Source organism: Streptomyces sp. KM273126 (genome assembly GCF_004337435.2).
GTDB classification, from domain to species: domain Bacteria; phylum Actinomycetota; class Actinomycetes; order Streptomycetales; family Streptomycetaceae; genus Streptomyces; species Streptomyces acidicola.
Window position 1 is genome coordinate 2,297,877 of record NZ_SJXB02000002.1, and the last position, 26,892, is coordinate 2,324,768.

Annotated in this window: 24 protein-coding genes and 1 pseudogene; 15 read left to right on the forward strand and 10 right to left on the reverse strand. The window is 70.9% G+C overall.

Translation table 11 applies throughout. The features are described 5' to 3' along the window. Positions 1–92 precede the first annotated feature (92 nt). Entirely contained in the window at positions 93–764 is a 672-nt protein-coding gene (locus E0500_RS40785) for an AIM24 family protein (protein ID WP_131561102.1), read from the reverse strand. A gap of 125 nt (positions 765–889) precedes the next feature. On the opposite strand from E0500_RS40785, the gene E0500_RS40790 reads away from it, so the two are divergent. Together E0500_RS40790 and E0500_RS40795 are read left to right on the forward strand one after the other, a co-directional pair. Next, positions 890–2,368 (forward strand): FGGY-family carbohydrate kinase, encoded by a 1,479-nt coding sequence (locus E0500_RS40790; protein ID WP_131561103.1) that lies wholly within the window; start codon positions 890–892, stop codon positions 2,366–2,368. Positions 2,369–2,575: 207 nt separating this feature from the next. Further along, entirely contained in the window at positions 2,576–3,253 is a 678-nt protein-coding gene (locus tag E0500_RS40795) for an NUDIX domain-containing protein (protein WP_131561127.1), read from the forward strand. A gap of 40 nt (positions 3,254–3,293) precedes the next feature. Here the strand turns inward: E0500_RS40795 and E0500_RS40800 are convergent, their stop codons facing one another. Further along, positions 3,294–4,202: a LysR family transcriptional regulator ArgP gene (locus tag E0500_RS40800; protein ID WP_131561105.1), complete on the reverse strand. Its 909-nt coding sequence runs from the start codon at positions 4,200–4,202 to the stop codon at positions 3,294–3,296. A 66-nt stretch (positions 4,203–4,268) separates the two neighbouring features. On the opposite strand from E0500_RS40800, the gene E0500_RS40805 reads away from it, so the two are divergent. The 4 genes from E0500_RS40805 to E0500_RS40820 all read left to right on the forward strand — a co-directional run bounded on the left by E0500_RS40805 (position 4,269) and on the right by E0500_RS40820 (position 8,124). Next, a complete protein-coding gene (locus E0500_RS40805; RefSeq protein ID WP_131561107.1) occupies positions 4,269–4,880 on the forward strand; it encodes a LysE/ArgO family amino acid transporter in 612 nt (203 codons plus the stop codon). Between the two features lie 132 nt (positions 4,881–5,012). Then, the gene (locus E0500_RS40810; RefSeq protein WP_131561109.1) at positions 5,013–6,338 is read left to right on the forward strand and encodes an MFS transporter; all 1,326 of its coding nucleotides are present in this window, start codon (positions 5,013–5,015) and stop codon (positions 6,336–6,338) included. Between the two features lie 99 nt (positions 6,339–6,437). Beyond that, on the forward strand, positions 6,438–7,400 hold the full coding sequence (locus tag E0500_RS40815) for an aldo/keto reductase (protein ID WP_131561129.1): 963 nt from the start codon (positions 6,438–6,440) through the stop codon (positions 7,398–7,400). 40 nt (positions 7,401–7,440) lie between these two features. Then, positions 7,441–8,124 (forward strand): SUMF1/EgtB/PvdO family nonheme iron enzyme, encoded by a 684-nt coding sequence (locus E0500_RS40820; protein ID WP_131561111.1) that lies wholly within the window; start codon positions 7,441–7,443, stop codon positions 8,122–8,124. Positions 8,125–8,160: 36 nt separating this feature from the next. Here the strand turns inward: E0500_RS40820 and E0500_RS40825 are convergent, their stop codons facing one another. From E0500_RS40825 to E0500_RS40835, 3 genes are all read right to left on the reverse strand, one after another. Beyond that, complete coding sequence (locus E0500_RS40825; RefSeq protein ID WP_131561113.1) at positions 8,161–8,697, reverse strand: DUF6624 domain-containing protein; 537 nt, start codon at positions 8,695–8,697, stop codon at positions 8,161–8,163. Between the two features lie 14 nt (positions 8,698–8,711). After that, positions 8,712–9,098, reverse strand: a complete 387-nt coding sequence (locus tag E0500_RS40830) for an ATP-binding protein (protein WP_309505337.1) — start codon at positions 9,096–9,098, stop codon at positions 8,712–8,714. 369 nt (positions 9,099–9,467) lie between these two features. Then, a complete protein-coding gene (locus E0500_RS40835; RefSeq protein ID WP_131561116.1) occupies positions 9,468–10,892 on the reverse strand; it encodes a hypothetical protein in 1,425 nt (474 codons plus the stop codon). Between the two features lie 304 nt (positions 10,893–11,196). Here E0500_RS40835 and E0500_RS40840 point away from each other — a divergent pair, with 304 nt between their 5' ends. The 4 genes from E0500_RS40840 to E0500_RS40855 all read left to right on the forward strand — a co-directional run bounded on the left by E0500_RS40840 (position 11,197) and on the right by E0500_RS40855 (position 14,651). After that, on the forward strand, positions 11,197–12,018 hold the full coding sequence (locus E0500_RS40840) for a helix-turn-helix transcriptional regulator (RefSeq protein WP_131561131.1): 822 nt from the start codon (positions 11,197–11,199) through the stop codon (positions 12,016–12,018). 1 nt (position 12,019) lies between these two features. Next, on the forward strand, positions 12,020–12,265 hold the full coding sequence (locus E0500_RS40845; protein ID WP_131561118.1) for a DUF397 domain-containing protein: 246 nt from the start codon (positions 12,020–12,022) through the stop codon (positions 12,263–12,265). Positions 12,266–13,083: 818 nt separating this feature from the next. Then, the gene (locus E0500_RS40850) at positions 13,084–13,893 is read left to right on the forward strand and encodes an SAM-dependent methyltransferase (protein ID WP_131561133.1); all 810 of its coding nucleotides are present in this window, start codon (positions 13,084–13,086) and stop codon (positions 13,891–13,893) included. Between the two features lie 74 nt (positions 13,894–13,967). After that, positions 13,968–14,651: a Clp protease N-terminal domain-containing protein gene (locus E0500_RS40855; protein WP_131561120.1), complete on the forward strand. Its 684-nt coding sequence runs from the start codon at positions 13,968–13,970 to the stop codon at positions 14,649–14,651. Here the strand turns inward: E0500_RS40855 and E0500_RS40860 are convergent. The 4 genes from E0500_RS40860 to E0500_RS40875 all read right to left on the reverse strand — a co-directional run bounded on the left by E0500_RS40860 (position 14,648) and on the right by E0500_RS40875 (position 18,510). Then, complete coding sequence (locus E0500_RS40860) at positions 14,648–15,103, reverse strand: RpiB/LacA/LacB family sugar-phosphate isomerase (protein WP_131561122.1); 456 nt, start codon at positions 15,101–15,103, stop codon at positions 14,648–14,650. The genes E0500_RS40855 and E0500_RS40860 overlap by 4 nt on opposite strands. A gap of 14 nt (positions 15,104–15,117) precedes the next feature. Beyond that, positions 15,118–16,272: a glycoside hydrolase family 64 protein gene (locus tag E0500_RS40865; RefSeq protein ID WP_131561135.1), complete on the reverse strand. Its 1,155-nt coding sequence runs from the start codon at positions 16,270–16,272 to the stop codon at positions 15,118–15,120. 315 nt (positions 16,273–16,587) lie between these two features. After that, positions 16,588–17,739 carry a PP2C family protein-serine/threonine phosphatase gene (locus E0500_RS40870; RefSeq protein WP_309505310.1) on the reverse strand — a complete coding sequence of 384 codons (1,152 nt, stop codon included), beginning with the start codon at positions 17,737–17,739 and terminating at the stop codon, positions 16,588–16,590. 66 nt (positions 17,740–17,805) lie between these two features. Further along, positions 17,806–18,510 carry a TetR/AcrR family transcriptional regulator gene (locus tag E0500_RS40875; protein WP_181587391.1) on the reverse strand — a complete coding sequence of 235 codons (705 nt, stop codon included), beginning with the start codon at positions 18,508–18,510 and terminating at the stop codon, positions 17,806–17,808. Positions 18,511–18,749: 239 nt separating this feature from the next. Between E0500_RS40875 and E0500_RS40880 the strand changes: the two genes are divergently transcribed. The 4 genes from E0500_RS40880 to E0500_RS40895 all read left to right on the forward strand — a co-directional run bounded on the left by E0500_RS40880 (position 18,750) and on the right by E0500_RS40895 (position 24,251). Beyond that, a complete protein-coding gene (locus tag E0500_RS40880) occupies positions 18,750–20,027 on the forward strand; it encodes a cytochrome P450 (RefSeq protein ID WP_131566953.1) in 1,278 nt (425 codons plus the stop codon). Between the two features lie 235 nt (positions 20,028–20,262). Next, positions 20,263–21,489, forward strand: a complete 1,227-nt coding sequence (locus E0500_RS40885) for a glycosyltransferase (RefSeq protein WP_309505338.1) — start codon at positions 20,263–20,265, stop codon at positions 21,487–21,489. A 188-nt stretch (positions 21,490–21,677) separates the two neighbouring features. After that, positions 21,678–23,864 (forward strand): RNA polymerase recycling motor ATPase HelR, encoded by a 2,187-nt coding sequence (gene helR / locus E0500_RS40890; RefSeq protein ID WP_131566961.1) that lies wholly within the window; start codon positions 21,678–21,680, stop codon positions 23,862–23,864. 246 nt (positions 23,865–24,110) lie between these two features. Beyond that, positions 24,111–24,251 carry a hypothetical protein gene (locus E0500_RS40895; protein ID WP_399120887.1) on the forward strand — a complete coding sequence of 47 codons (141 nt, stop codon included), beginning with the start codon at positions 24,111–24,113 and terminating at the stop codon, positions 24,249–24,251. Between the two features lie 17 nt (positions 24,252–24,268). Here the strand turns inward: E0500_RS40895 and E0500_RS40900 are convergent, their stop codons facing one another. Continuing rightward, positions 24,269–25,462 (reverse strand): cytochrome P450, encoded by a 1,194-nt coding sequence (locus tag E0500_RS40900; protein WP_131566964.1) that lies wholly within the window; start codon positions 25,460–25,462, stop codon positions 24,269–24,271. A gap of 155 nt (positions 25,463–25,617) precedes the next feature. On the opposite strand from E0500_RS40900, the pseudogene E0500_RS40905 reads away from it, so the two are divergent. Further along, positions 25,618–26,802, forward strand: a pseudogene (locus E0500_RS40905) (RNA-guided endonuclease InsQ/TnpB family protein). The last annotated feature ends 90 nt before the right edge of the window (positions 26,803–26,892 follow it).

Here is a 26,892-nt window from a genome sequence, read left to right on the forward strand (position 1 = left end):
CGTACCTCGCATTCGGATGAATGTTCGATCGAGTGGGTGTCCTGAGGGACGGGTGCCCCGTCGGCAGCCACGGCGGGGCACCCGCCGCTGTGCTACTGAGGCTTGTGCGGGGTGGCCTCGCTCGGCCGTACGACCACGAAACCCTCACCCTCCAGCTTCAGCTGGACGGCCTCCCCGGAGCCGCCGCGGATCATCGACCCGAAGGACTGCGACCGGTGCAGCGACGTGTGCAGCTGTGCCGACCAGCCCACCACGGCGTCGGTGTCCACGAACACGGGCTGCTGGTGCGACACCGGGATGACCAGCGGATTGCCCTCGCACATCAACCCGAGCTTCCCCTGTCCGGTGAACACGCTGTTGAACAGACCGCCGCCGGTGATGCCCGCACCCTTCACCGTCTTGATCTCGTACGCCAGCGTGGGGTCGAAACACAGCACGTTGCGCCCGTTGACGGTGAGCGCGTCCCCCGCCTCGATGTCGACGATGAAGCAGTTCTGCGCCTCATGCGCGAACCACGCCTCGCCCTGCCCGCGCACCGCCATCAGCGCCAGCCCCTCGCCGGTGACCGCGCGCTTGAGCATGCCGCCCACGCCCTGGCCCCTGCGTTCGAACTGCAGATTCCCCCGGTAGGCGATCATCGCCCCCTGCCGCGCCAGCATCTCCCCGTCGACGGCGTACTTGATGGTCTTCGCGTTCTGCACGCTCATGCCCGGCGCGTACGCCGGTTGCACCATGTGCTCGCTGGAAAAGAGATCACCCTTCATGCAGGCATGCTGTCCCGGAGCCACCGCCTCCGCCAAGCTCGCCGTACTTCTTTGTGTCAACCCACCGTCGGGGCGAGAGGATTGCTGACTGCTCGTATCCACGCAGTGAGGGGAGCCGTGACCGCATGACCGTGCTCGGAGTCGACATCGGGACGTCCAGCAGCAAAGGAGTGCTCGTCGGTGACGACGGGACGCTGCTGGCCACCGCCGTACGGCCGCACGCGGTCAGCCGGCCGCGCCCCGGCCACGTGGAGATGGACGCCCGCGTGTGGTGGGACGAATTCGTCTCCCTCGCCCGCGAGCTGAGCGAGTCGGGAGCGCCGGTCAGGGCCGTGGGCGTCAGCGGCATGGGCCCCTGTGTCGCGCTGACCGACGAGGCGGGCGTCCCGCTGCGTCCGGCGATCCTCTACGGCGTCGACACCCGGGCGACCGAGCAGATCGCGCGTCTGGAGGGCGAGCTGGGCCGGGACGAGGTGCTGGAGCGCTGTGGGTCGGTGCTCTCCACCCAGGCCGTCGGCCCGAAGATCGCATGGCTGACGGAGCACGAGCCCGAGGTGACCGCCCGCGCCCGGCGGCTGTACATGCCGAGCTCCTACCTCGTCCACCGGCTGACCGGCGCCTACGTCCTCGACCACCACTCCGCCAGCCAGGCCGTGCCGCTCTACGACTCCCTCGCCCAGGACTGGTACGCACCGTGGGCCCGGCACATCGCTCCGCACCTCGAACTCCCGCCCCTGCGCTGGCCCGGAGACATCGCCGGTCACATCACCGCCGAAGCGGCCGCCGCCACCGGGCTTCCGACAGGCATTCCTGTGATCACCGGCACGATCGACGCCTGGTCGGAGGCGCTGAGCGTAGATGCCCAGCACACCGGTGACCTGATGCTCATGTATGGCAGCACCATGTTCCTGATCAACACGGCCGCCGAGCGTGTACTCGTGCCCCAACTGTGGAGCACGGTCGGCGCGTTGCCCGGAACACGCAGCCTCGCGGGCGGCATGGCCACCTCCGGCATGGTCACCGACTGGCTGCGGGAGCTGTTCGGCGCGCCCGACACCACCACCCTCCTCGCGGAGGCCGAGCGGTCGGGGCCGGGTGCCCGGGGCCTGCTGATGCTCCCGTACTTCGCCGGGGAGCGGACCCCGGTCGCCGACCCCGACGCACGGGGCCTGATCGCCGGGCTGACGGTGGAGCACACCCGCGGCGACCTCTATCGCGCCGCTCTGGAGGCGACGGCGTTCGGCGTGCGGCACAACGTCGAGGCGATGCGCGCCGCCGGTGCCCGCATCGACCGCGTGGTGGCCGTCGGCGGCGGCACCCGCGGCGGACTGTGGACGCGTGTCGTCTCCGACGTGACCGGCCTGGGCCAGGAGATCAGGAGCGTCACCCTCGGGGCCAGCTACGGCGCCGCGTTCCTGGCCGCGGGCGCGCTCGGAGCGGCGCACATGGACGCCTGGAACCCCGTACGCGAACGCGTCACACCCGATGCCCGACTCCGGTCCCGGTACGACGAGTTGTACGAGCTCTACCGCCGCCTGTACCCGGCGACGCGCGACATCGCACACACCCTGGCCCGGCACCAGCGTGACGCCCCCGCATCCTGAAGGAGGACGCGGGGCGTGCCGGCGGCCGCAGACGGCGCCGCACCGCGGGCGACACGCGCCGAACCCACCCGTGGGGGGAACGCCTGACACCGGCCGGACCGGAATGGTAGAAGCGATCATGACCAAGTTCAGCTGTGCCTGTTCCCCGTGTTGTCCCTGCTCGCGCACGGTTCCCGGGGTTCCCTGCTCGCACCCGGCCCGCACGCGATGACCGCGGGCATCGACACCCCGGACCGCCGCGGCCGTACCGGACTCGACCGCGTCGGGCGGGAACTGACGGGCAACCCGCGGATCAAGGTGCGGGACGTGAAGCTGCTGTCCTGCCACTGGTACGTGGAGCGCACCACCACCTTCGAATTCCAGCACGCCGACGGCACCTGGAGCACCCAGGAGCGCGAGACCCACGACCGGGGCAACGGCGCCACCATGCTGCTGTACGACGCGGACCGGCAGACCGTGCTGCTCACCCGGCAGTTCCGCTACCCCGTGTACGTCAACGGCCACCCGGACGGCATGCTGATCGAGACGCCGGGCGGGCTGCTCGACGAGGAGGACGAGCACCCCGAGGTCGCGGTGCGGCGCGAGGTCGTCGAGGAGACGGGCCACACCATCGGCGAGGTCCGGCACGTCTTCGACGTGTACATGAGCCCGGGTTCCGTTACCGAGCGGGTGAGCTTCTACGCCGCCTCGTACGGCCCGTCGACCCGTACGCACGAGGGCGGGGGACTGGACGAGGAGGGCGAGGACATCGAGATCGTCGAACTGCCCTTCCGCCGGGCACTGGAGATGATCCGCACCGGCGAGATCGCCGACGCGAAGACCATCATGCTGCTCCAATGGGCGGCGCTGGAGGGCCCGTTCAGCCCCGGGGCCGGCGGAGCCTGATCCCGTGCCCCGTCTCGGCCCCTGCGGCGGGGCGCCGGCATCACGTGCCGAGCGCGTCGGCCGCGGCGGCCGCGACGGCCTCCGCGACGGCGGTGAGCGCGGGGGAGTCGAGTTTCCACTGCTGCCAGAACAGGGGGACTTCCGTACTCCGGTCCGGTGCCAGAAGGACCAGCCGGCCGGCGTCGAGCAGCGGCTCCGCCTGTGCGGCGGGCAGCATGCCCCAGCCCATCCCCGCGGCGACGGCATCGACGAAGCCCTCCGAGGTCGGCACGAAATGCTGTTGCGCGCTTGCGCGGTGACCTCGCCTCAGCCTTCGGACGAACGCGTCCTGGAAGTCGTCCCGCCGGTCGAAGGCCACGACCGGCGCGTCGGCGATCACCTCGCGCAAGGGCACGTCGGACCCCGCGCCGAGCCACCGCTGCGCGAAGGCGGGGGCGGCGACAGGGAGGTACCGCATCCGGCCCAGCGCGCGCACCGAGCAGCCGGCCACCGCGTCCGGTGACGAGGTGACCGCGGCCATCACCAGCCCCTCGCGCAGGAGCTGGGCCGTGTGGTCCTCGTCCTCGCGCCGCAGCTCGTAGCAGGCCCGCAGCTCCTCGGGCACCCGTGTCAGGGCGGGCAGGAACCAGGTCGCCAGCGAGTCGGCGTTCACCGCGATCGACACACGTGTGGTCTCCGCGGAGCCGGTCATGCCGAGGGCGGTGTGGGCGTCCTGTTCGAGACGGGCCAGCTGGCGGGCGAACCGCACGATCACCGCGCCCGACTCGGTGGGCCGTACCGGCTTCGTGCGGACCAGCAGCACCCGGCCGGTGCGCTGTTCGAGCGCCTTGACCCGCTGGCTGACCGCCGAGGGCGTCACGTGCAGAGCGCCTGCCGCCGCGTCGAACGTCCCCTCGTCCACCACCGCGAGCAGGGTGCGCACCAGGTCGATCGGAAGGTCTGACATCACGATCGCTAATGTTACGTAAGAATCTTTAGCTGTACTGTTGTGTGCCCGGCCCTTAGCGTCGGGCGGGTGAACACCGCTCTCATCACGCTGGCCGCCGGGTTCGGCACCGGCCTCTCCCTCATCGTCGCGATCGGCGCCCAGAACGCGTTCGTCCTCCGCCAGGGCATCCACCGGGACGCGGTGCTGCCTGTCGTGGCGATCTGCGCGCTCTCCGACGCGGTGCTGATCGCCCTCGGGGTCGCCGGAGTCGGCGCCCTGGTCGTGGCCTGGCCGGCGGCCCTGACGGCGGTGGCACTGCTCGGAGGCGCCTTCCTCCTGGTCTACGGCGTCCTGGCCGCGCGACGCGTCCTGCGACCCGGGGCGCTGCGTCCGGAGCCCGGGGCGACCGGTTCACGCCGCCGGGCGGTCCTCACCTGCCTGGCGCTGACCTGGCTCAACCCGCACGTCTACCTCGACACCGTGTTCCTGCTCGGTTCCGTCGCCGCCGAACGCGGCCCCCTGCGCTGGACCTTCGGTCTCGGCGCCGCCGCCGCGAGCCTGTGCTGGTTCGCCGCCCTCGGCTTCGGCGCCCGCCTCCTCAGCCGTTTCCTGTCCCGGCCGTCGGCATGGCGGGTACTGGACGGTCTCGTCGCCGCGACCATGCTCGCCTTGGGCGCGACTCTGATCGCCAGGGCGTGAGCGGCCACCGGTGACTGAGCGCGCGACCGTCCGCCGGCCGTGGCCTGGTCCGCCACCCGCCTGCCGAGCCCGCCGCCGGGTGGGCGATAGTGATGCCCGTACCGAAAGATGTAGCGAGCAACCAGGACGCCGGTGGACACGAGCGAGAACAGTACGAGCAGCGATACGGGACCGGACGGCGGCACAGACGGGACAGGGGAGCCGGCCGGGTCCCGCGCCCGCGGGTGGCGCCGCTGGGCGATGGACACCCGTCCGCTGCGCCGCCCCGCCTACCGCCGTCTGTGGTCCTCGACCATCGTCACGGCGGTCGGCAGTCAGCTGACCGCCGTCGCGGTACCCAAGCAGATCTACGACATCACGGGTTCCTCCGCATGGGTCGGCTACGCGAGCCTCGCCGGGCTCCTGCCGCTGATGGTCTTCGCGCTGTGGGGCGGCGCGGTCGCCGACAGCATGGACCGCCGCACGCTCATGCTGATCACCAACGCGGGCATAGCAGTCACCTCCGTCCTCTTCTGGCTCCAGGCCGTCACCGGACTCGACTCGGTCCCGGTGCTGATGGTCCTGCTCGCCCTCCAGCAGGCGTTCTTCGGCCTGAACGCACCGGCCCGCAACGCCTCCATCGCCCGCCTGGTGCCCGGCGACGAACTCGCCGCGGCCAATGCGCTGGGCTCCACCGTGATGCAGACCGGCCTCGTGGTGGGCCCGCTCCTCGCCGGCGCCCTGATCCCGGTCGTGGGACTGGCGGAGCTGTACCTGATCGACGCGCTGGCGCTGTGCGTCACCGTCTGGGCGGTCGCACGGCTCCCCGCGCTGCCGCCCCTGACCACCGCCGGTTCCGGGCAGCGGCGGGCCGGCTGGCGCGAGGTCGCCGCGGGCTTCCGCTACATCTCGCTGCACAAAGTGCTGCTGTTGTCCTTCCTCGCCGACATCATCGCGATGGTCCTCGGCATGCCCCGCGCCCTCTTCCCTCAACTCGCCGCCGAGACGTACGCCCCCTATGGGGAGGGCCTCGCGCTCGGGCTGCTGTTCGCGGCGATTCCCATCGGTGCCGTGCTCGGCGGGCTGTTCTCGGGCACGTTCTCCCGCGCGCGTCGGCACGGACTCATGGTCATCGCGGCCGTTGTGGCCTGGGGCGTGGCGATCACGGGGTTCGGGCTGAGCACGAGCCTGTGGCTGGCGGTGGCGTTCCTCGCCGTCGCAGGAGCCGCCGACATGGTGTCCATGGTCTTCCGCGGCGCCATCCTCCTCTCGGCCGCCACCGACGAGATGCGCGGCCGTATGCAGGGCGTCTTCACGGTCGTCGTCGCGGGCGGCCCACGCCTCGCCGACGTCCTGCACGGCACCGCCGGTTCGGCCTTCGGCCCGCGCGTGGCCGTGGCGGGCGGCGGACTCCTGGTCGTCGCGGCGATGCTCCTCCTGGCCACGACGACACCGGCCCTGCGCCGGTACCGGGTCTGAGAGCCGTCGACCCGCCCGGCCCGGCCGCCTCCAGCGTGCTTTCCCGCACGCTTCGTACGCTGCTCCTCAGGATCACCCCCGATGACAGGAGTGGCGACGATGCGGTACGTGAAGCTCGGTTCGACGGGTCTGGACGTGTCACGGATCTGTGTGGGCTGCATGAGTTTCGGGCTGCCCGATCGCGGTCCTCATGAATGGACGCTGGACGAGGAGGCGTCACGCCCGCTGATCCGCCAGGCGCTGGAGGCCGGGATCAACTTCTTCGACACCGCCAACGTGTACTCCGACGGCACCAGCGAGGAAATCGTCGGCCGGGCGCTCGCCGAGTACGCACGGCGCGAGGAGATCGTCCTCGCGACCAAGGTGTACGGCCCCATGCACGAGGGCCCCAACGCCCACGGTCTGTCCCGCAAGGCGATCATGACGGAGATCGACGGGAGCCTGCGCCGCCTGGGCACCGACTACGTGGACCTGTACCAGATCCACCGCTTCGACCCCGACACTCCCGTCGAGGAGACCATGGAGGCCCTGCACGACGTGGTCAAGGCGGGCAAGGTCCGCTACATCGGGGCGAGTTCGATGTACGCCTGGCAGTTCTCCAAGGCCCAGTACACCGCGCGGCTGAACGGCTGGACGCAGTTCGTGTCCATGCAGAACCACTACAACCTCCTCTACCGGGAAGAGGAGCGCGAGATGCTGCCGCTGTGCGAGGACCAGGGCGTCGGCGTCCTGCCGTGGAGCCCGCTCGCCCGGGGCCGCCTCGCCCGAGAGTGGGACACCACCACGCAACGCAGCCGCACGGATCAGTTCGGCAGCACCCTCTACCAGGAGGGCGACCGCGACATCGTCGAGGCCGTTGGCCGCACCGCCACCGAACGCGGCGTCCCACGTGCGCGGATCGCCCTCGCCTGGCTGCTGCGCCGGAGCACCGCCCCCATCGTGGGTGCCACCAGGCCGCAGCACCTTGAGGACGCGGTCGCCGCCCTCGATATCGACCTCACCGACAAGGAGATCGAGGACCTCGAACGGCCCTACACACCGCGGGCGATCAGCGGCCACTGAGCCCGCCCGCTGCCGGGCCACGCCCCGTAGGATCACATCGATGAACACGCGTACGGACAACGGGATGATCGCTGTCTCGCGGGGACGAGTGACACTGTCGGACCGCCGGACACAGCGGAGTTGGACGGTCGACGTGGCACCCTACGAACTCTGCGCGTTCCCGGTCACCCAGGCGCGGTACGCACAGGTCACCGGTGAGCGGCCGAGCACCGCGGAAGGCGACCGGCTGCCCGTCGAGACCGTGTCGTGGTGGGACGCGGTCCGCTACTGCAACTCCCTCTCCCTGAGCGAGGGTTTGACACCCGCGTACCGCCTCCTCGAAGAGGAGCGCGTCGAGTGGGACAGCGGCGCCGACGGGTACCGACTGCCGACCGAGGCGGAGTGGGAGCACGCCTGCCGGGCCGGTACCACCGGCCCGCGCTACGGCGCCCTCGACGAGATCGCCTGGCACCGGGGCAACTCGCACGAGCGCATCCACGACGTCGGCGGCAGACGTCCCAACCCGTGGGGCCTGTACGACATGCTGGGCAATGTCTGGGAGTGGTGCTGGGACGTCTACGACGCGGAGGTCTACGGCTCCTACCGGGTGCTCCGGGGCGGCGGCTGGTTCGACGAGCACTGGAGCTGCCGCGCCTCCGTACGCCGCCGCAGCCACCCGACGCTACGGATCGACGACACCGGCTTCCGTGTCGCGCGTTCACTCCTGGGCCGGGGCGAGCACTGACGGGAACAACTCGCCCGCTCGCCCGCGCGTGCTTCGTCAAAGCTCCCCCGTAGCCCCCAGACCGCCCCGCAGCGCCCGCAGATGGTCGCCCAGCGGACCGAGTCCCACATCGTGGCGGCGCTCGTCGACGGTCCCCGGGCGGCGGATGGGGTACGGGTGGAGCGTGTGGGGGTTGATGCGCGTGCCGTAGAACTGCGGCTGGTCCAGCTCGACGGCGCAGTGGTCGGCGATGTAGGCGTGGTGCACGGCCGGGCAGGTGCCGTCCGCGACGGCCTCCGCGATCAGGTCGCGGCAGGTGAGCTGGAAGCCCAGGTCCGAGGCGTGCAGCAGGATCATCAGCGCGGCCGTCGACGCGGGTTCGCCGACCATCTCGGAGGTGGGCCAGCCGTGGTCGGCGACCATCGCCTCAAGTGCTTCCGCGTTGTCCTTGCGGCACCGGGTGATGCGATGACGGCCGACCGCGGCCGGTACCGAACGCGCCTCGCGGGCCAGCCGGTGCTCCTCCTCGATCCTGTGGACCAGTTCGGCGGCGAGTGCGTGCTCCCGTACGGAGGCCCTCTGTTCGTGTCCCATGGACGGTGCGCCCCTCATGTCGTCCCCCGGACGGCGATCGAGAACCACACCTTCTTGCCGATGTCGCCGGGCGCGGGCGGGTCGGTACCCCAGTCGTCGGCCAGTGTCTCGACGATCGCCAGTCCGCGACCCGTCTCGGCGCCCGTGTCCGGCGTGCGCGGCCGGGGCGGTACGGGCGACGAGTCGGCGAGGGTGACGCGTACCTCGTCGCCGGAGTACTCCAGCGACACGGCGACGGTGCCGGAGGGGCCGGTGCCCGCGTGCCGCACCGCGTTGGCGAACAACTCGTCCGTCGCCGGCACGACATCGTCGATGAGGTGGGGGAGCCGCCACAGTCTGAGGTGGGCGGCGACCATGCGCCTTACTCCGCCGGCGCACGAGGGGTCCGCGGCCACGGCCACCTGGAAGAGGCGCGGCGCCCTGCTGAGCGAAATCAAGTGAGCGTCACCCCGTCGGTGGATAACCCCGGTCCGTCCCCCTGCCCCGGGGCGGCCCCATGCGCGGCGCACGAGCGCCACCGGGTGCCGTGTGTTGGTGTGGCAGGGAACCGGCGGCGACGTGCGTCGACACTGGCTGCCGTCATCGTGTGCCTCCTTACGTCTGGGGCGCGCCCGGGCGGCGGCCGCCGGTGCTGTTGTCGAAGACAACAGCACCGGACACAACTGGGTCGAGGTGGTGAGGGGGTTGTTCGGCTGCGGGCACGTAGTGGCGTGACCTGTACGTTCGCCGCCATGGTGAACCGGGGCTGTGGGAGCACTCACGCGCGGTGTTCAGGCCGCCACCCCCAACACCGGCCGCGACCTCAGCTCGAACTCCCGCACAAGCGGCTCGTCGCGGCGGGACGCCAGCCGCCCGCGGAAGTCACGCAGGGCCTGGATCGACCGTTCGCTGTGGACACCACTCAGCGCGTCGAGCGCTTCGGTGGCCGTGGCGACGGCCTCGTCCAGGCGGTTCTGCTGGAGGTGCGCCGTCGCCAGCACCGACCGGCTGATGGCCTGGCGCCGGCGCCGGTCGGCGTGCGCGCGCACGGACTCGCTCGCGGTCTGCTCGGCCTGCGCGGCCAGGCCCAGATCGCGGAAGCACACGGCGGACTCGGCCTGCAGGTAGTGGTGGTCGAGGAAACGGACCCACGGCGACTCCTGCGCGGCCCCGCGGCTCGCGTCGAGCTGCTTCTCGGCGGCGCGCAGCGCCTCGGTGGTCTCGCGCGGCCGGCCGAGCGCCGCGTGACCGCGCGCGGACATGGCGTACAGGCGCATCAGCCCGAGCGGGCTGCCGGCGTCGCGCGCGGTGGCGATACCGGCCCGGGCCAGCGCCACCCCCTCGTCGGGCCGGCCCAGGCTGGTCGCCAGGTGGGACAGACCCGCCAGGATCTGCCCGCCCAGTACACGGTCGCGGCCCTCCGCGCACAGCCGCAGCGCCTGCGTCATATAGCGCTGGGCCAGGCCGTACTCCCCGGCGTCGTACGAGCTCCAGCCCGCCATCGCCGCGAGCCGGGCCCCCGCGGCGAACAGCTCCCGCCGCTGCTGCTCGGTCGTGCCGCGCTGCTGCAGCATCGGGACGACCTCGGCCGACAGGTACTGCACGATGCTCGTGCGCACCCCGCCGCCGCCGTAGTGGTTGTCCATCTCGTCGAACAGGGCGATCATCGCGTGGACCTGCTCCACCGGCCCGGCATCCGACACGGACGCGAGCCGGGCCGGGGCCTCCTCGCTCTCCACCAGCCAGAGCAGCCAGGCCCGTTGAGGGCTCATCAGGGCGCCCGGCACGAAGGGCACCGCGCCGAGCAGGGTGCGCCGGGAGATGTCGGTGGAACCGAGTTCGACCAGGGTGTGCAGTGTCTCCGCCACGTTGTCTCCGTACACCAGCGCCCGCCCCGCGACCGGGCGCCCGCCGTCGAGCGGGAAACCGAGGTCCGCGGGCGTCAGCGGGCGGCCCAGCCGTTCGCCGAGGACCGCCGCGATGACCTCCGGGGTGTTGCCGCGGGGCTGCTGGCCCTGGAGCCAGCGTGTGACGGACGCCTTGTCGTAGTTGGTGTCCGCGCCCTGACAGCGGCCCAGTTCGTTGACCCGGAGCGCGAGCGAGGCGTAGGAGCACCCGGCCTCCTTGAGGGTTGCCGCCAACGCCTTGTTGGGGCCGCCAGAGTCCTTGGCACCCTTTCCTGCGTTTCTCGGTTGTCCGTTCGTCACGGCGGCCATCCAGGTCTCGCTTCATGTCGGCGCGCGGGTTGACCCGTACCCGCTTCAGGCGCCAACTCCCGGGCGGGCCGGACGAGTTCGAGTGACGCTGCCGCGCATGTGCGCCAGGTCACTCGATCACTATGGTGGCCGACAGACTCAGCTCGCAACCAGCGTTCTGATAATTTCAGAATGAACCGCAAGGACCTGTCGGTGTCAACGGATGGCGTGGCACACTGCACGCTGTGAATCCCGTCCTGGGAGGCAGCACGTGAGTGAGACCCGCTCAGGAGGCGGCGCCCCGGCGGCCCCCACCGTCCTGCGCATGGTGCTCGGCAAGCGGCTCAGGCAGCTGCGTGAACAGGCCGGAGTGTCCTTCGAGGAGGCGGCACGGGCCATCGAGGTCACCGCCCTGACGGTCCGACGCATGGAGAAGGCCGAGGTCGGACTCCGCATCCCCTACGTGAAGGAGCTGCTACGCACCTACGGGGTCTCCGCCACGGAGATCGAGGACTTCGTCTCCCTCGCCCGTGAGGCCAACCAGCCGGGCTGGTGGTACAAGTACCGCGACGTACTGCCGGAATGGTTCAGCGCCTACGTCAGCCTGGAGAGCGAAGCCGCGGTCATCCGGCTCTACGAACCCCAGTACGTCCCCGGCCTGTTGCAGACCCCGGACTATGCCGCCGCGCTCATGCGCGTCGGCTTCCCGAACGCGACCGAGGAGGACATCGCACGCCGGGTCTCGCTGCGCCTGCGGCGCCAGGACCTGCTGGCCAAACCGGAGGCACCCGCCATCTGGGCCATCCTCGACGAGACGGTGCTGCGCCGGCCCGTCGGCGGCCCCGAGGTGATGCGGGCCCAGATCGATCGCATGACCGAGATGCTGGCGAGCCCGAGGGTCAGGATCCAGATCATGCGCTTTGCCGCAGGACCCCATCCGGGAGCCTTCGGCCCCTTCCACTACTTCCGGTTCGGGTTCTCCGAACTTCCGGACATCGTCTACACCGAAAGCCTCGCGGGCTCCCAGTACGTCGACCAGCCCGCCGACGTCGTCACCTACCTGGAAGTACTGGACCGGATGTCCGTGCAGGCGGAACCGGTCTCCCGTACCAGGGACATCCTGGCAGCACTGCGTAAGGAGCTGTGACATGGCAACCGACGGCCCCATCTACAACGGCATGCCCGCCCGCGACCTCGGCACCGAGGGCTGGCACAAGCCCTGGAGCGGCACGAACGGTGGTTCCTGCGTCGAGGCCAAGCGACTGCCCGACGGCAGCGTCGCCTTCCGGCAGTCCACGGACCCGACCGGCCCCGCGCTGGTCTACTCACGGGACGAGATGATCTCGTTCCTGGAGGGAGCGAAGGCGGGCCAGGCGGACTTCCTGATCGCCTGACCCAGTCCGGTGCGGGCGTCGAAACGGCCGTCGAAGCCACTACGCCCGCACAACCGGACAACCCGCCCGCGCACTCCCCCTGGTACGGAAGCGCCTCCCACACTGTGAGAGTTGCCCCCCCGCCCCGCATCACTCGAAGGGAGCGGCATGCGTACGTCGCCTCGCGACCGGAGACGAGCGGTGCCGCTCGGCGGGCGAGTTCGCATCCCTGGCTCTCCCGATGGCTCGCCCGAGGGACGGGGATGACCCTGCCGCCCCTCCTCACCCAGTACCGGACCGTGATCGTCGAGGGCCACGAAGGTGCCCGCAGGGACGCCCTCGTCGCCGAGCTCGCCCGCCTCGGCTTCCTGGTCCGTCGCATGCCGGCGACCCTGCACCACCTCGATCCGGCCCTGCCCTACCGCGAACTCCTGGCCGCTCCGGGCCGGCTCGTCGTCGACGGCAGCATCATCAGGGAACTCGTCTACGGACCGTTGCGCCGGGGGCACTCCCGGGTGACCTGGATCCAGGCCCTCGACTTCGCCGAGGCCGTGGCCGAGCGCGACGGAGCCATGCTCCACCTCACGGCGTCGCCGCCCGCCGGGTGCGAGCAGCGGCACGGCGCGGAGACGGCCGACGCGACGGCGGCATACGCCCGCGTGTTCCTGACCCTGGCCCAGCATGTGCCCGTGGTGACACTGGACGTCGGAAGCGGCGCCGTCGAGCCGGACGGCGCGCCCCATCCGTGTCCGCCCGGCCCAGGAGTACCAACGGTCAGGATATGCACGGCAGTTGACGGTAAGTTGGCGACGACCGCGATGCGAGGCAGGAGACCCCCCATGACAGACGGCCGCCCCACCCCTGACCAGGAAGCCCTGTCGAAGATCGACACCACGGTGCCGCACTCGGCCCGCATCTGGAACTACTGGATGGGCGGCAAGGACAACTACGAGGTCGACCGCGTCGCGGGTGACGCCTATCGCGAGATCGCCCCCAACATCGAAACGATGGCCAGGGCCTCGCGCACCTATCTGATCCGCACGGTCACCTTCGTGGCCCGCGAACGGGGCATCCGCCAGTTCCTCGACATCGGCACGGGGCTGCCCACGTACGACAACACCCACGAGGTCGCCCAGAAGGTCGCCCCCGAGTCCCGCATCGTCTACGTCGACAACGACCCCCTCGTCCTGCGCCATGCCCAGGCCCTGCTCACCAGCACCCCCGAGGGCGTCACCGACTACGTCGACGCCGACCTGCACGACCCGGAGGCCATCCTCGAATCGGCGGGCAGGATCCTGGACTTCGGCAAGCCCGTCGCCCTGATGCTCATGGGCATCCTCGGTCACATCCAGGACTACGAGAAGGCCAAGTCGATCGTCAGCCGCCTCCAGGCGGCGCTCCCCTCGGGCAGCTACTTCGTGCACTACGACAGCACGAACACCGACGAGGAACTGAAGCGCGCCCAGGACGGCTACGACGACACCGGCGCCGTCCCGTACGTCCTGCGCAGCCCGGCGCAGCTCGCCGCGTACTACGAGGGCCTGGAGCTCCTCGACCCCGGCATCGTCTCCTGCCCTCTGTGGCGCCCGGAGCCCGGCACGAGCCCGACGCCGACGGACGTGTACGGGGGAGTGGCCTACAAGCCCTGAAGCACCCCGAGGGAGGTCTGCGGTGAAGGCAAGTACGCCTTGACAATTCCGAACTGTCAAGGCGTACTTGCGTTATGCCTCTCCCGGATCTTGACGACCTCATCGCCGAAGTGGACCGGACCTGTGCCACGGCGCACCGCCCCGGCGGACAGGAACAACCCGACTGGCTTGCCCTGTTGACGGCGGCCGCGCAAATATCGGGCCAACTCCAGTCGCTGGCGGACGACTTGGTCGAGGACTACGTCGAGCACTGCCGTATGCACGGCTCTTCGTGGACGGACATCGGCGCGGCCCTCGGAGTGACCCGGCAGGCCGTGCAGCAGCGCTTCCACGCCCCCCACAAGCGCTACAGCCCCGAGACGATGACGGAAGCCCTCCGCGCGACGATGGCGCACGTCAAGCGGGCGGCCGTGCAGAACCGCAACAACTACATCGGCACCGAGCACCTCCTGTGGGGGCTCACGGTGGAGGACAACAGCGCCACCCGGCTACTGCGGGACGCCGGAGTCCCGCCCGAGCGCGTCCACGAGGCCGTGGCCGCCCGGCTGAGCATGGGCGCCTCCCAGGCGGCTGAGCGGATCGCGTGGACGCCTTACTCCCGCAAGGCGATCGCGCTCGCGGAGGCGCGCTCCGAAGCGGGAGGTTCCGATCTCATCGACTGCGACGACCTGCTCGTCGGCCTCGCGCAGGTCGGGCGGGGAGCGGCGGCCGCGGTCCTCGCGGACGCCGGCTTCGACGCGGATGCCCTCGCCGGCTAGGGAGCGGTCCGGCCGGTGTCCAGGCGTCCGACGCGGTCCACGTTCGCCCGGTCGTCGGCGTCCTCGCTGGCCTCGGCGGCGAACCAGGCGTCGAGGATCTCCTTGAGCAGTGGCTCGGACGTCAGCCGGAGACTGAGCGCGAGCACATTGGCGTCGTTCCAGCGGCGTGCGCCGTCCGCCGTGTACGCGTCCGTGCACAGGGCCGCCCGGACCCCCGGCACCTTGTTCGCGGCGATAGACGCGCCCGTGCCGGTCCAGCAGCACACGACCGCCTGGTCCGACCTGCCGGAAGCGACCTCGCGGGCGGCCGCCTCCGAGCAGGCCGCCCACTGGGGGTCGTCGTCGGGGCTCAGCGCCCCGTGCGCCACCACCTCGTGGCCGCGCCCCCGCAGTTCTGCGAGCAGGAGGCGCGCCACGGGTTCGTCCATGTCCGAGGAAACGGAGATCCGCATGCCATGGAGGGTACTCAGTTCAGCGGGTCCAGCGTGAGGTACGCCTCCCGCGGGCTGCCGTCGTGCACGAGCGACTCGTGGTTGCCGACGTCGTCGAAGGCGAAGGCGTACGCCTTGCCGTCGGCCATCTGGGCGTGGATCGCGCGGGCGTAGTGGTTGGTCACCCCGTCCTTGTAGAAGTCGGCCGAGGTGGCGTCGGGCTGGTTGGGGTTGGTGAGGAGGGTGGAGCGGTTGAAGCCCGCGCACAGGGTGCGGGAGATCGGGCCGCGCACGGCGTCGTTCGGGGCGTCGAGCAGCTTGTGGCAGCCGAAGACGCTGTCCGCGTCGGGCTTCTGGAAGGTGGTGACCACGGCTCCGGCACCGTTGGTGAAGTTCATGACGTCGCCCGACACCCGGCCGGAGTACTTCGTGCCGGGCTGGTCGGTGAACGGCGTGACCGTCAGCGTCGTCGTGGCGTACTTCTGCCAGACACGGTTGATGTAGTCGTCCATCACGGCCCTCGGCAGGGCACCGGTCTCCAGCCCGTAGAGCGGGGAGAGTGCGCGCAGGACAGTGCCGTCGGAGCGGGTCTGGATCAGGTTGCCCCAGCCGCCCTGCTGGTTCCGCAACGCGTTGAAGAAACCGTTGTAGCCGCCCGGCTTGAGGTGGCCGGTGGTGGCCGTGCTGCCGTCGGCGCGCTGCACGCCGACCGCGTAGGGCGCGGAGACCATGTCGACCTGGGTGCTGTTGAGCCACAGCCCCGAGTCGTTGAGGGTGTACTCGGACCAGTTGAAGAGGATGTCGCGGTTCGGGTCGCTCGGGTTCTGCACGGCCGGCTGCACAAGTCCGCCGGTCGTCAGCCTGAAGTCGAGTTTCCGCCCGTACGAGAAATAGATCCGCCCCGAGAACTTGGGCACCTGGATCGTCGTCGACTGCCCCGCGGCCGGACCGGTGATCGAGGCGTCCGGTGCCGGCGTGGGCGGGTTGCCGCCGGCGGGCCACGCGTGGAACACACCGTTCGCGTCGGCCCAGCCCTGCCTGCCGGTCGAGAGCTGGGTGCCGAGGTTGTAGACGTAGACCGGTTCGCTCCGGCCCGAACTGTTGGTGATCTTCAGGGGGATGGTGTCGGGGACCGCGGCATGGGCGGGTGGCCCCGTCCCGGGTGTGCCGAGGGCCAGCGTGAGGGCCATACCGATCGCCGCGGTGATGGCCAGGGTCCGGTGCTTGTGTCGTCCGATCTGCACTCTCCGCCTCCTGTACGAGAGCCGTAGTGGGGGGTTGGTCCGTACCTGTTGAGAGCGCTCTCAGACTGTCGTCGAGGTGCGTACATGTCAACGGTCTCGACAGCATCACCCGCCACCGCCCGCATGGTGTCCGGGATGCTGGAGTGACGGATGGGGTGTTAAGGGGCTGATGCCGGACGTGTCTTCTGCAGCAGTCACCGACTCCCGCTTTTCCCGTCGCCCGTCGCCCGTCGCCCCGTTTCGTGGCCGTGCCTGGTGTGATCAATGGCCATTCGTGAGGTCCGCGGGGTCCGCGGGGCCCGCGTGGTCGGGCGTGAGGACGAGCATCGTCGCGTCGTCCCGGATGACGCCGCAGTGGCGGACCAGATCGGCCCAGACGCGCTCGGTCAGCGTCGCCGGGTCCCCATCGTCGAGGGAGGCGATCCGGCTGACCAAGGGATAGAAGGCACCGCTCTCGTCCCTGGCCTCCAGGACGCCGTCGGAGGCCAGGAACAGACGGTCACCGGGCCGCAGTTCCACCGAGAGCTCCTCCGCCGGGGGGCCGTCGCCCAGGCCGAGCCCGAACGGCAGCCCCGGTGCGACCGCCAGCTCGGTGGCGTGCCCGTCGCGCATCAGCAGCGGCGGCGGGTGACCGCAGGCCACGATCCGCACCGTGTGGGCGTCGGCGGAGAATTCGAGCAGCATGCCCGTCGCGAACAGCTCGGCGTGCTGTACGGCTGCGGAGTCCACCACCAGCCTGCGGTCCAGGTGGGCCGCGACCGACTCCAGGTCACGCTGGTCGAGGACCGACTCCCGGAACGCCCCCAGTAGTGACGCGACCGTGGCGACGGCCGACAGACCGTGCCCCTGAACGTCACCCATCACCGCCCGGACACCGTACGGGCCGTCGCGCACGTCGAAGAAGTCACCGCCGACGAGTGTCCCGCGCTGCGCCGCCCGGTACAGGCCCGTACACCGCACCGGCCCCACCCGCTCCGGCAGCGGCGGCACGACGGCCCGCTGGGCGGCCTCGGCGACGGTGCGCACGGTGACCAGCTGGGCGTCGCGGTGGCTGCGCACGAAGGCCACGAACACGCTCAGCACGGCGACGAAGACGAGGGTCAGCAGATCGCTGTTGCCCGGGCGGTTCAGTTGCAGGGCGGGCACGTGAAACAGGCCGATCACCAGGGCGCCGAGGATCGCGGTGGCCGCGGGCCCGTACGACAGCACGGCCAGCGGCGGGATGGCACCGAGCAGGAACCCGATGTCGAGCGGTTCGCGGCTCGCCAGCGTCGCCGCGCACACGACCCCCAGCAGGGCGACCGGCAGCACCCGCACCCATATCGGCGGTGGCGCGGCGCCGCGCAACCAGCTCCGCCGGTCCCGGTCCCGGTCCGGGTTCCGGCGCAACCGCTCGGTACGCACCCGACTCACACCACCACGCTCCTACCTCGGCCGGGGTTGCGCACGCCGGAGGTCCGCGACGGGTGCTCTCCGTCCTCAGGCCGGACCTGCCACCGGCCCACGGGGTGCACGGTGTGGGCCCAACCCCCGCAGGACATCTCCGAGTTGGGGAGTGGTGAGCGAGGGGAGGGAGGGGGACGCGGCCGGCGAGGCGCGCAGCCCGTCGAGGAGCAGGGTGAGGGGGCGGCGCCAGGCGTCCGGGGCGGCCGCCGAGGCGAGGGCCGGGACAGCCCGGCCGAGAGCGGCAAGGGAGAACAGGACGTCCTCCGTGGTGACGTCCGCGCGGACGGTCCCCTGGTCGCGGCCACGGCTCAGCAGCAGCTCGATCGTCTCCCGGTTGTGGGCGTGCACCGACTGTAGCGCGTCGACGCCCTCCAGATGCGTGGTCATCAGGTCGTTCGTGCCGCGGTCGGCGGCCAGGACCGAGAAGACGGCCTCCAGGTAGCCGGTCAGGCCCGCCCAGGCGTCCTCGACGGCCCGTGCTTCCTCACCGACGGTCATGGTGTCCCTCAGTACATCGCGGAACACGGCGTCGACGAGGGCCGGGCGGCTGGGGAAGTGCCGGTACAGAGTGGCGTTGCCGATCCCTGCCCGGCGGGCGATCACGTCCAGCGGTGCTTCGAGCCCCTGCTCGGAGAACACCTCGTGTGCCGCCTCGATCAACAGCTCCCGGTTGCGTCGCGCGTCGCGCCGCCGCCCCGGCGTCCTCGCGGTGTTGGCACTGCCGGTGCCGACCGTCATTCTCGCCCTCCGTCCTGCCGGGAAGCTCTCCCTGTCATCGGGGAGTGCTCCCCGGAAGAGATGCTACCGTCAGGACATGAAATGGGGTGTGCTCCCCGTTTTCTGGGGGGAGCCTGCGGCGGCCCCGTCGCCGGGGTCGGGCACGCGCCGCGGACCGTGGCCGTCGACGCCGTCACGGCCATCGGCACAGCCTTCCGGCATCCCGCCAACCAAGAGACCGGCACCGAAAGGGAAGCAGCATGACAGCGCCCACCCTGCAGGACCTGGCCCCCGTGGGCCACGACCTGGCCGCGGACCCGTATCCCGTCTACGCCGCCCTGCGCGCCAAAGGTCCCGTACACCGCGCCCTCGTACCCGGAAGCGGTGAGTGCTGGCTGGTCGTCACGCGTGACGCGGCCCGTGCCGCACTGACCGACCCGCGCCTGCGCAACGACATCCGGCACTCCGCGTCCTGGCGCAGCGACGGCGGCCACGCCATCGGGCGCAACATGCTCCAGACCGACCCGCCGCAGCACACCCGGCTGCGACGTCTCGTCGCGGCGCACTTCACCGCCGGACGGATCGCCGCGCTGCGCCCGCGGATCGAATCCGTGGCTGGTGATCTGCTCGACGCGCTCCCGGAACGCGGGCCGGTGGACCTGGTGAGCCGGTACGCGCTGCCGCTGCCGGTCACCGTGATCTGCGACGTGCTGGGGGTCCCCGATCCTGATCGCGCCCGCTTCCACACCTGGTCCAACGAACTCGTCATGCCCACCTCGCCCGAGGTGGCGACCTCGGCCGCGGCAGCCCTGACGGCCTACCTGACCGACCTCATCGAGGCCAAGCACGACGCGGTCGTACGTGACCCGGGAGCACCGGACGCCGACCTGCTCGGCGGTCTCGTCGCGGCTGCCGGGGAAAACGCGGCCGACGCCGGCGCCCGCGCACCCCACGACAGCGCGCTTCACGACGGGACGGCCCGCCCGGCTCCCGCGCACCTCACCGCCGAGGAACTGCTCGGCATGGCCTTCCTCATCCTCGTCGCCGGCCATGAGACGACGGTCAACCTGATCTCCTCAACCGTCCACGTCCTGCTGGCGCACCCCGACCAGTTCGCCCTCCTCCGCGCCGATCCACGCCTCACGGCGGCCACGGTCGAGGAGTCCCTGCGCTACAACTCACCCGTCCACGCGGCCGCGTTCCGTTTCGCGGCCGAAGCGCTGGACCTCGCGGGCACGCGCATTCCGGCAGGCGACCCCGTGCTGATCTCGCTCGCCGCGGCTTCCCGCGACCCCCTGCACTTCCCCGAGCCCGACCGTTTCGACATACGGCGGGAGGGGCCGGCACACCTCGGATTCGGGCACGGCCTGCACCACTGCCTCGGCGCGCCCCTGGCCCGCGTCGAGGCGACCGTGGCTCTGCGCCTGCTCCTGGCCCACCGCCCCACGCTCAGGCTCGCCACCGACCCGACGGCACTCGCCTGGCGAACCAGCACGCTGCTCCGCGGCCTGACCGCGCTGCCGGTGCGCTTCGACTGACGGCGGAAGACGGCGGAGAAACTGAGGAGCTGAGTTCGCGGCGCGCCGCCCCTTCGCGAGGGGGCTGCCCATGCACAGCGGACAAAACAGGGCAAAAAAAGAGGGCAAGGAGAACACCCATTCCTTGCCACTCTCAACTTATAGCGCACTGGGGGGCTTGCCGCAAGACCCGGGTCGTGCCGCAGAATCACCGGCCGAAGCCACAACCTACGGAAATGGGTGTTGCGAAGTGCGTGTGGTGCTGTCGACGTATGGGTCGCGCGGAGACGTCGAACCGCTGGCGGGACTCGCCGAGCGGTTGCGGGCACTCGGTGCGGAGGTGCGGGTGTGCGCGCCACCGGACGAGGACTTCGCGCAGCGGTTGGCCGGGGTCGGCGTGCCGCTGGTGCCGGTCGGCCCGTCGGCGCGCGCACTGACGACCGCGGCGCCGCCGCCGTCGTCGCTGCCCGAGCGCGCGGCCCAGCTGATCGCCCACCAGTTCGACGCGGTCACCGCGGCGGCCGAGGGATGCGACGTGCTGGTGGCGACCGGCGTGATGCCGGCCGCAGCCGGCGCTCGATCGGTGGCCGAGAAGCTGGGCATCCCCTCCGTGTCCGTGACCTTCCAGCAGCTCACCCTGCCGTCGCCGCACCACGCGCCGTTGGCGTATCCGGGCCGGCCGTTCCCGCCGGAGGTGACCGACAACCGGGTGCTGTGGGACCTGGACGCCCAGAGCATCAACGCGCTGTTCGGCGAGGCGCTCAACACGAACCGGGCGGCGCACGGCCTGCCACCGGTGGACAACGTCCGCGACTACGTCATCGGCGACCGGCCGTGGCTGGCGACGGACCCGGTCCTGGACCCGTGCCAGGAGACGCCGGACTTCGACGTCGTCCAGACCGGCGCGTGGATCCTGCCCGACCTTCAGCCGCTCCCGGCCGAGTTGGTGGCGTTCCTGGACGCCGGCACACCACCGGTGTACGTGGGCTTCGGCAGCATGCCCATGCACACCTCGACGGACGTCGCCCGGGTGGCCATCGAGGCGGTCCGCGCGCAGGGCCGCCGCGCGGTCGTCGCCCGCGGCTGGGCCGACCTGGCCCTGATCGACGACCGGGACGACTGCTTCGTCGTCGGCGAGGTCAACCAGCAGGCGCTGTTCAGCCGGGTGGCCGCCGTCGTGCACCACGGTGGGGCGGGCACCACGACGACGGCCACGCGGGCCGGCGCGTCCCAGGTGGTGGTACCCCAGGGCACGGACCAGCCGTACTGGGCCGGCCGGGTTGCCGACCTGGGCATCGGCGCGGCTCACGACGGTCCGACGCCGACCTTCGAGTCCCTGTCGGCCGCGCTCAGGACGGCCCTGACCCCCGAGTCCCGCGCACGAGCGACCGCCGTGGCCGGCATGGTCCGCACCGACGGGGCGACGGTGGCCGCGCAGCTGCTGTTCGAGATCAGCCGCGAAAGGCCGCCAGTGCCCGCGTGAGCCACGCGGGACTGTCGAGCCAGGACCCGGAACACGAGAACCCGCACACCCTGGCGATCTGAACCGACAACGGCCCGGGGCCACCTCAGGCGGAGCGCCGCCCGTCATGGCCCCCAGGCTCGGCACGCCGGTCCGGACGCCGTGCCGCACGCCATGGCCGCGAGCGGCCTCAGATCGGAACTGATGACATGGAACCCCTGACCACCAGCGCGTTCGACCTTCCCGACCGCCTCGCCCCCAAGGCCGACCCGAAGCTGATCGCCGACGACGAGCAGCACTTCGCGGCCATCGCGGAGTGCCTCGCGCAGACGATCGCCGAACTGTCCGAACGCCTCGACGCCCAGCGCAGGGCGCCCGGCGGCATGGGCCAGCAGGCGATGGACCGGGACGTGGAGATCCACCGGCTGACCGCTCGCCTGCGCACACTGCGTCGCTTCGGTCTGGACCTGTGCCTCGGCCACGTGGTCGGCGCGGACGACTCCGAGCCCGTGTACGTCGGACGACTCGGCCTCACGGACAGTACGGGGCGTCGGCTGCTGGTCGACTGGCGCTCCCCGGCGGCCGAGCCGTTCTTCGGAGCCACCCACGCCAACCCGATGGGTCTGGCGAGCCGTCGCAGGTATCGCTGGACCGGCGGCCGGATCAGCGACTACTGGGACGAGGTGTTCACCTCGGACGGTTTCACCGGGCACGCCGCGCTGGACGACCAGTCCGCCTTCATCGCCAGCCTGGGCAGCGACCGGTCACCAAGGATGCGAGACGTGCTCGGCACCATCCAGGCCGACCAGGACGCCATCATCCGCGCGGGATCCCGCGGCGCTCTCGTCGTCGACGGCGGTCCGGGTACGGGCAAGACCGTCGTCGCTCTGCACCGCTCCGCCTACCTCCTCCACTCCGACCCGCGTCTCGGTCACCGCCGGGGCGGCGTGCTGTTCGTCGGTCCGCACCGGCCCTACCTGGCCTACGTCGCCGACGTCCTCCCCAGCCTCGGAGAGGAGGGCGTGCAGATCTGCACCCTGCGGGACCTCGTCGCCGAGGGAGCCGAGGCGACGGTCGAGGCCGACCCGGACGTGGCCCGCCTGAAGTCGTCCGCGGACCTCGTGAAGGCGATCGAGAAGGCCGTCAGGTTCTACGAGGAGCCGCCCACCGAGGGGATGGCTATCACCACCCACTGGTCCGACATCCGGCTGAGCGCCGACGACTGGGCCATCGCCTTCGAAGCGGCGGAACCCGGCACTCCGCACAACGAGGCGCGCGACCAGGTCTGGGAGGACCTGCTCACGATCCTGGTGGACAAGCACGACGACGACGCGGCGGTCGACGGCGACGTCTCGCCCGACCTGCTCCGCAGATCGCTGACGCAGAACAGGGAGCTGCTCACGGCCTTCAACCGCGCGTGGCCGCTACTGGAAGCGGCCGACCTCGTCGGCGACCTGTGGTCGGTCCCCGCCTACCTGCGGATGTGCGCTCCGTGGCTCAGCCGCGACGACGTTCAGCGGCTCCAGCGCGCGGATCCCCAGGCCTGGACGGTGTCCGACCTGCCGCTCCTGGACGCGGCACGGCAGCGGCTCGGCGACCCGGAGGCGGCACGGCGCAAGCGCCGCCACGAGGCCGTCCTCGCCGCCCAGCGCGCACGCATGACGCAGGTCGTCGACAACCTCATCCAGGCCGCAGCCGACTCCGGCGCCGACGGTGACGAGGGCGAAGGCCTGGTGAGGATGCTGCGTGGCGAGGACGCCCAGGTCAGCCTGGTGGACGAGTCGGAACTGTCCGTCCTCGATCCGGACCTGCTCGCCGGGCCGTTCGCGCACATCGTCGTGGACGAGGCGCAGGAACTGACCGACGCGGAGTGGCAGATGCTGCTGCTCCGGTGCCCGTCCCGGAGTTTCACCATCGTCGGGGACCGCGCCCAGGCCAGGCACGGGTTCACGGAGTCGTGGCAGGAACGGCTCGATCGGATCGGGCTCGACCGGATCAATCTGGCCTCCCTGAGCATCAACTACCGGACGCCGGAAGAGATCATGGCGGAAGCCGAACCGGTCATCAGGGCCGTGCTCCCGGACGCCAACGTGCCGACCTCCATCCGCAGTGGCGACGTCCCCGTCGTACACGGATCCGCTTCGGATCTGAGCTCGATCCTCGACGCCTGGCTCGCCGAGCATGCCGACGGGATCGCCTGCGTGATCGGCGATCCCACGTTCCGGACGACGTCCCGCGTCCGGTCGCTGACCCCGGAGCTGTCGAAGGGGCTTGAGTTCGACCTGGTCGTCCTCGTCGACCCGGAGGAGTTCGGTGAGGGTGTCGAAGGAGCCGTCGACCGCTATGTCGCGATGACCCGGGCCACCCGGCAACTCGTCATCCTGACGAGCTCCTGACGCGACCCTGGGCCCGGGCCCCGTGAGACCGGACCGGAAGAGCGAGCGGCTACCCGGCCCGTAGCGCGTCGATTCCCGCGCCCACGGCGATGACCCGGCGGTCGCCTTCCACCTGGTCGTGCCGTCGCTGCCGGGTTTCGGTTTCTCCACCCCACCGGCCGTATAGCGCAGTGATCGCGCGGTCAAGGAATGTGTGCAAGGTAAGCGGCAGTTCGGGCATCGCGCCCATGCTCCTCCACCCACGACGTGACCGTCCGCCGCCGGGCCGAGCGCGACCACAACGTCGTCCGGTGGACCGAACTCGACCCCGGCGGACACTTCCTCGCCATGGAGGCACCGGACCTCCTCGTCGGCGACGTACGCGAGTTCTTCGCCAAGACGCGCTGACCCCGGTCAGGTCCCGGTCAGGCCCCGCCCAGCGCCACCGTCAGGCCACGGATCTCGTAACCCCCGATGTCGTCCTTGAAGGAGATACGTGGTTGTGCCGTCATCCGGACGCCGTCCAGAGCGAAGAGACGAGTGAGAAGGATGTCGGCCTCCTGGATCGCGACGACCGCCCCGGGACAGCGGTGCGCGCCGTCGCCGAAGGACAGGCCCGCCGCGCCGGGGCCCTCCGCCAGGTCCCGGCCCGGCTGGACCCGCAATGGCCGGTAACCCACCACGTCCGCATCGGTGTTGGCGTCGTCGAGGAAGATGTCGACGAACTCGCCGGGCCGCACGAGAACGGGCCCGTCGGCCGAAGGCACCCGCAGTTCGGCCGTTGCCCGGCGGCGCAGCCTGCCGACCACGGGCTCCAGCCGCAGGATCTCGTGGAGGACAGCGAGGCGTCCTGCCTCGTCCGCGGCCCGGTAACGTCCGAGCAGCTCCGCGTCGCTGAACAGGTGCCACGCGGCCACGGAGATGAACTCCCGCGTGGTGACCATTCCGGCGGCGGCGAAGGTGAGGCACTCGCCGAGGATCTCGGCGTCCGTGCAGCCCTCGTCGATCAGATGCGAGATCAGATCGTCGTGTGCGCGGCGCCGGTGCGCGCGGATGGCGGGGCGGACGTCGGCGAGGTAGATACGGAGCCAGTTGGTGTTCTGCCGGAAGAACCAGTAGATGCCCCGCGCACTGGTCAGACCCGGTTTACCGAACTTCTCCGGGAAGAAGCGCTCCAGCCGTCGGCGGATGCCCGGCCTGCTGTACCGCAGGCCGACGATCTCGCTCACCACTCCGATGGCCATGCCGAAGCCGAGGTCGGCCAGTTGTGCCTCGCCCTTCGTACGCAGCGTCTCCAACTGCTGCTCCGCGATGCGCTCCATGAGCTCGCGGTAGTGCTCGTCCACCCGGCGCGGGGTGAAGAAGCGCGCGGTCTGCCGCCGGTGTTCCCGGTGTTCGGGGCCGTCCCGGTACAGCACCGGGCGGCGGACGTTCGGTGGCAGTTTCTCCACGGTCTCGATGCCCAGCCCGGCCTGCACGGTCCCGGAACTGCGCAGCACCGAGCGTGCGGCCGTATAACCGTGCACCTGCCACGACCCGTCGTCCGCCCGGCGGACCGGACAACCCGGGTGGGGGCGCCCCCTGTCGATCTTCCGCGCGTCGTCCTCGGCATCGCTCATCTGGATTCCTCCGTGGATACCCCCGCCTTCAGGCGGGGAAGGAAACGGACTCCTGCGGAGCAGGGCAGGGAGAGCCGATTGACCCTCTGGGCGGATCGGCGTCTGTGACCAACTGTCAGCAGATGCTCACACGTTGCTGTGCTGGTTTGTGAGTCATGGCCGCTCACGTGAAGCGGGCTTTCAAGTACCGCTTCTATCCGACAGATGCGCAGGCAGCCGAGCTGTCGCGCACGTTCGGATGTGTGCGGAAGGTCTACAACATGGCGCTCGCGGCCCGTACCGAGGCGTGGGCGCGGCAGGAGCGGGTCAACTACAACCGGACCTCGGCGATGCTGACGGCGTGGAAGAAGACCGAGGAACTGGCCTACCTGGGCGAGGTGTCCTAGCAGGCACTGCGGCACCTGCAGACGGCCTTCGCGAACTTCTTCGCCAAACGCGCCAAGTACCCGCGCTTCAAGGCGAAGAAGAAGTCCCGTGCGAGCGCGGAGTACACCTCGTCGGCGTTTCGCTTGCGCGATGGCCGTCTGATGCTGGCGAAGATGGCCGACCCGCTCGATATCGTCTGGTCGCGTCCCCTGCCCGAGGGGGCGGTGCCGACCACGGTGACCGTCAGCCGGGACAGCGCCGGACGCTGGTTCGTCTCGATGCTGTGCGAGGACCCGTCCGTGAAGCCGCTCTCGGCTGCCGGTACGGCAGTCGGCATCGACGTCGGCCTGGACCACCTGCTGACCCTCTCCAGCGGGGAGAAGATCGCCAACCCCCGGCACGAGCGCCGCGACCGCGAGCGTCTGGCGAAGGCTCAGCGGCAGCTGTCCCGCAAGGCCAAGGGCGATGGCGCCAACCGGCGCAAGGCCCGTGAGCGGGTCGCGAAGATCCACGCCCGGATCACCGACCGCAGGCGGGACCACCTGCACAAGCTGACCACTCGACTCGTGCGCGAAAACCAAACGCTCGTGATCGAGGACCTGACCGTACGCAACATGGTCAAAAACCGGAACCTGGCCCGCGCCATCTCGGATGCCGCATGGGCCGAGTTCCGCAGCATGCTGGAGTACAAGGCCGACTGGTACGGGCGGGAAGTGATCGCGGTGGACGGCTTCTTTCCCTCGTCCAGGCTGTGCTCCGCCTGCGGCAGCCTCGCCGAGGCGATGCCGCTGAACGTCCGTACCTGGACGTGCGGCCTTTGTGGCACGACCCACGACCGGGACGTGAACGCGGCGGAGAACCTTCTGGCCGCCGGGCTGGCGGTGTCTGTCTGTGGAGCCGGTGTTAGACCTCAACGGGGAACTCCGGGCGGGCAGTCGGCGATGAAGCAGAAAGCCCCACGGCGCGAGCCGTAGGATTCCCCCTCGTTCACGAGGGGGAGGAAGTCAACGGACCGGATCCCCCACAGCCACAGCCAGCACCGGGCAGCCTCCTTCGCCGTCGTG